Here is a 3,136-nt window from a genome sequence, read left to right on the forward strand (position 1 = left end):
GGGCCGCGGTACGAGACCGAGGGGTGGCCCAGGGCGTCGGTGGTGAGGTCGGCGTCGACCTCGAAGACGGTGGCGAGGCGCTCGGTGGTCAGGACGTCCTCGGGGGCGCCGTCGGCGACCAGGCGCCCGTGGTGCAGGAGCAGCAGCCGGTCGCAGTACCGGGCGGCGAACGCCAGGTCGTGCAGGGCCACCAGCACCGTCTGCTCGGTGGCGGCCAGCAGCTCCAGCAGCTCCAACTGGTGCTTCACGTCGAGGTGATTCGTCGGCTCGTCCAGGAGGAGGGCCCACGGCTGCTGGGCCAGCGCGCGGGCGATGTGGGCGCGCTGCCGCTCGCCGCCCGACAGCGACGGCCACGGCCGGTCGGCGAGACCGGTGAGCCCGAGCCGGTCCAGCGCGGCGGCCACGACGGCCCGGTCGGTCGCGTCCGGCCCGCGCCAGCGGCTCCGGAACGGCGTCCGGCCCAGCCCGACGACGTCGGCGACGCGCAGCTCGCCGTCGGTGGCGGCGGACTGTTCGACGAACGCCACGTGCCGCGCGATCCGGCGGGCGTCCCAGCCGCGTATCGCCTCGCCGTCGTAGCGGACCGTTCCCGAGGACGGTGCGCGCAGCCCGGCGACGCAGCGCAGGAGCGAGGACTTCCCCGAGCCGTTGGGGCCGAGCAGCCCGACCGTCTCGCCCGGCGCGATGTCCAGCCCGACGTCCCGGACGACCGGCGTGCCCGCGGCCGCCCAGCTCAGCCCTTCGACGGTGATCCTCACAGGGCACCCCTCCTGCGCAGGACGAGGAGGAAGAGCGGCACGCCGACGAGCGCGGTGATCACCCCGGCGGGCAGCTCCCGCGGGGCGAGGACGGCCCGGGCCAGCGCGTCCGTCCACACCAGGAACACCGCGCCCGCGAGCGCCGCGCACGGCAGCAGCACCCTGTGCCGCGGCCCGGTCAGGAAGCGCACCCCGTGCGGCACGATCAGCCCGACGAAGCCGATCGCGCCGACGGTCGCCACCGCCACGGACGTCAGCACCGCCGTCACGACGAGCAGCACCGTCCGGGTCCGGCGCACGCCGATCCCCAGGGACGAGGCGGTGTCCGCGCCGAACGCGAACGCGTCCAGGGCGTTCGAGCACAGCCAGGCCACCGCGAGGCCGAGCGGCGTGACGACCGCGCAGACCGCGACGGACTCCCAGCGGGCCGGGGCCATCGACCCCAGCAGCCAGTGCGTGACCGCGCGCGTGGTGTCCGCGTCCGCCGAGGCCATCAGGGTCAGCGAGGTCAGCGCCGTGAAGAGCTGGCCCACCACCACACCGGTCAGGACGATACGGACCGGGTCCGGGTCCGAGCGCCGCAACAGCGCGAGCAGCAGGCCGAACGCGACCAGCGCCCCGACGAGCGCGCCGCCGGTCGTCCCCAGCGTCCCCGCCCCGACCCCGAGGACGACCACGGCGACGGCACCGGTGGAGGCGCCCGAGGACACCCCCAGGAGATACGGGTCCGCGAGCGCGTTGCGGGTGACGGCCTGCAGGACGGCCCCGCACACCGCGAGCGCCGCGCCGACCAGGGCCGCCATCAGCACACGGGGGAGGCGCAGGTCCCACACGAGCGAGTCGGCCAGTGGCGGCAGCGGGGTGACGTCCAGACCGAGCCGGACGCCGAACGCTCGGCCGATGTCGGCGTATCCGACGTCGGCTGCGCCGATCCGCACCGACGCCGCCACGGATGCCGTCAGGACGAGTGCGATGCCGAGGACCAGGGCCGGTCGCAGGACCGGCCGGAGCACGGCCCGACTGCCTGGTGGTGTGCCTGGCGGTATGCCTCGTGGTGGCGTGGCCGTAACGGTGATGCCTCGCGCGGCCGGACGCAGCAGGTCCGTCGCGGCTGTTGTCGAGGTGCCGGAGGAGGCGGAGGAGGCGGCCGGACCCGCGGGTGCGGCCGGAACGGCGGATGCGCCCGACTCGGCGGATGCGCCCGGAACGGCGGATGCGGCAAGACCGGCGGATGCGCCCGGAACGGCGGATGCGGCAAGACCGGCGGATGCGGCCGGATCTGGGGGCGCGGCCGGAACGGCGGACGCGCCCGGCTCGGCGGATATGCGGTCAGCGGGCATGGCCGAGGGCCTTCATGCCGTCGGCCAGCAGCCGCAGGGCGTGCACTGTCCGTACGGACGGGTCCATCTCGATACCGGGGATCTCGACGATCCGGTTCTCCCGGACCGCCGCCAGCTTGGACATCACAGGGTCCTTCTCCATCAGGGCACGCTTCTCGGCCGCGCTGTCACCCGGCCTGCCGCGCTCGGAGAGGTCACCGACGACGACGAAGTCCGGGTTCCGCTCGGCGATCTTCTCCCAGGAGACCTCCGGCCAGTTCTCGTCGATGTCGTCGAAGGCGTTCTTCGCGCCGACGATCCTGCTCATCTCGCTGGGCATGCCGGTCCTGCCCGCCACGTACGGGGTGCCGTTGAGGGCGGAGTAGAGCCAGACCACGGTCGGCCGGCCCTTGACGCGGGCGGCGGTCCCCGCCGCGTCGGCGACGGCGGCACGCTGCTCCCGGACCAGCTTCGCCGCGCGGTCCTCGGCGCCGAAGACCCGCCCCAGCTTTTCGTAGTCGGAGAAGAGCAGGTCGAAGGGCGTCCTGCTGGCTCCGTTCCGCCGAGGGCAGTCCACGGCACTGACATAGCCGGGCACCTTGAGCGCGCCGAGCTCCTCGCGGGTGCCCGCGCGGTCCTTGGTGTACAGGCCGGCCTCGGCCGCGACGACGAAGTCGGGGTTCGAGGCCCGTAGTTGCTCACCGGTGAGGATCTTGGGGCTGAGGACGGGGACCTTGGCGTACGCGTCCCGGTACCGCTCGGGGATCTTCGTCTTGAGGTTGGCCGTCCCCGCCATCCGGTCCTGGAGCCCGAGCTCCAGCAGGGTCTCCGTCGACGTCTGGTCCAGTGCGACGGCCCGTCGCGGTGCCTCGGCGAAGGAGAGTTCGCGGCCGCAGCTGCTGATGGTCGTCGCCTTCGTGGCGGTCCCGTCCGCGGACGTGTCCGACGGGGACGAGCCGCCGGTGGCCGCCGAACAGCCCGTGCTCACAAGGGCGAGGGCGAGCGCGGCGATGCCGAGGCGGGCTGGGTGACGCATGGGGCCTCCGGTCTGGGGTGGGG

Annotated in this window: 3 protein-coding genes; all 3 read right to left on the bottom strand. The window is 74.3% G+C overall.

Annotation, left to right across the window (positions count from 1 at the left end; genetic code table 11):
- Nucleotides 1-758: ABC transporter ATP-binding protein (locus K6I34_RS34325; RefSeq protein WP_229331953.1), on the bottom strand; the 758-nt coding region annotated here is incomplete at its 3' end.
- Nucleotides 755-1,771 carry an iron ABC transporter permease gene (locus K6I34_RS34330; protein ID WP_229331954.1) on the bottom strand — a complete coding sequence of 339 codons (1,017 nt, stop codon included), beginning with the start codon at nt 1,769-1,771 and terminating at the stop codon, nt 755-757. The genes K6I34_RS34325 and K6I34_RS34330, both read right to left, overlap by 4 nt.
- 316 nt (nt 1,772-2,087) lie before the next feature.
- On the bottom strand, nt 2,088-3,136 hold a 1,049-nt coding region (locus K6I34_RS34335; protein WP_308294098.1), incomplete at its 5' end, for an ABC transporter substrate-binding protein.

The sequence above is a fragment of the Streptomyces sp. UNOC14_S4 genome (assembly GCF_020740835.1).
GTDB lineage: Bacteria > Actinomycetota > Actinomycetes > Streptomycetales > Streptomycetaceae > Streptomyces.